Source organism: Vibrio sp. 1159, from assembly GCF_033340395.1.
GTDB lineage: Bacteria > Pseudomonadota > Gammaproteobacteria > Enterobacterales > Vibrionaceae > Vibrio > Vibrio alginolyticus.
Genome location: NZ_JAWOWL010000089.1, coordinates 1 through 1,607, shown reverse-complemented (window position 1 = coordinate 1,607; position 1,607 = coordinate 1). Strand labels below are relative to the sequence as shown.

The following is a 1,607-nucleotide window of genomic DNA, read 5'->3' as shown; positions in this document are numbered from 1 at the left end:
ACCATCGTTCATTCGAGTTGGCAGATCACGGCTACATTTTTAACCCACAGTCTGACCTTGCGATTGCTAACTTTATCGCGAACTACATCATCGAAAACGATGCAGTAAACTGGGATTTCGTGAACAAGCACACGAACTTTACTCAAGCAGACACCGACATCGGTTACGGTCTGCGTGACGACGACCCGCTACAAAAAGCTGCGAAAAACCCTAACTCAGGCAAACTGACGTCAATCTCTTTCGAAGAGTACAAGAAGTCTGTAGCGCCATACACGGTTGAGAAAGCGTCTGAGATCTCGGGTGTTAAGAAAGAAAAACTGATTGAGCTTGCGAAGCAATACGCCGATCCAAACACGAAAGTAATGTCACTTTGGACAATGGGTATGAACCAACATACTCGCGGCGTGTGGATGAACAACTTGGTTTACAACATCCACCTTCTAACCGGTAAAATCGCTACTCCGGGGAATAGCCCATTCTCACTAACTGGTCAGCCATCGGCGTGTGGTACAGCTCGTGAAGTTGGTACGTTTGCTCACCGTCTACCTGCGGACATGGTGGTTGCTAACCCTAAACACCGCCAAATCGCAGAAAAAATCTGGAAACTGCCTGAAGGCACGATTCCACCAAAACCAGGTTTCCACGCGGTACTTCAAGACCGTATGCTGAACGATGGCGTACTGAACTGTTACTGGGTTCAATGTAACAACAACATGCAAGCTGGTCCGAACATCAACACTGAACGTCTGCCTGGCTACCGTAACCCAGAAAACTTCATTGTTGTTTCTGACCCATACCCAACGGCTACCGCTCAAGCGGCTGCCCTTATCCTTCCAACAGCAATGTGGATTGAAAAAGAAGGCGCTTACGGTAACGCAGAACGTCGTACTCAAGCTTGGTACCAACAAGTAGGCACGGTAGGCGACGCTAAGTCTGACCTATGGCAGGTAATGGAGTTCTCTAAACGCTTCAAAATGGAAGAAGTGTGGCCAGAAGAACTTCTAGCGAAAGCGCCTCAGTACCGTGGCAAAACCATGTACGACATGCTGTTCAAAAACGGCCAAGTTGACAAGTTCCCGCTTGAAGAGGCACGTGAACTGAACGACGATTCGCACCACTTCGGTTTCTACGTTCAAAAAGGTCTGTTTGAAGAATACGCAACGTTCGGCCGCGGCCATGGTCACGACTTAGCACCATACGACGTGTACCACACCGTACGCGGTCTACGCTGGCCAGTCGTTGATGGTAAAGAGACACAGTGGCGCTTCAAAGAGGGCTCGGACCCATACGCGAAAGCGGGTTCTGGTTGGGATTTCTACGGCAATGCGGACGGTAAAGCGAAGATCATCTCTGCACCGTACGAAGCGCCACCAGAAGTGCCTGATTCAGAATTCGACCTATGGCTATGTACAGGCCGTGTTCTTGAGCACTGGCACACTGGTACCATGACTCGTCGTGTACCTGAGCTGTACAAAGCAGTACCGGATGCGGTGTGTTACATGCATCCAGAAGATGCGAAAGCGCGCAACGTACGTCGCGGTGAAGAAGTGGTTATCGCGAACAAACGTGGCGAAGTACGCGTTCGCGTTGAAACACGCGGTCGTAAC

Annotated in this window: 1 protein-coding gene; it reads left to right on the top strand. The window is 50.1% G+C overall.

The features are described 5' to 3' along the window. Positions 1-1,607: periplasmic nitrate reductase subunit alpha (gene napA, locus R7127_RS26065; protein ID WP_318148669.1), on the top strand; the 1,607-nt coding region annotated here is incomplete at both ends.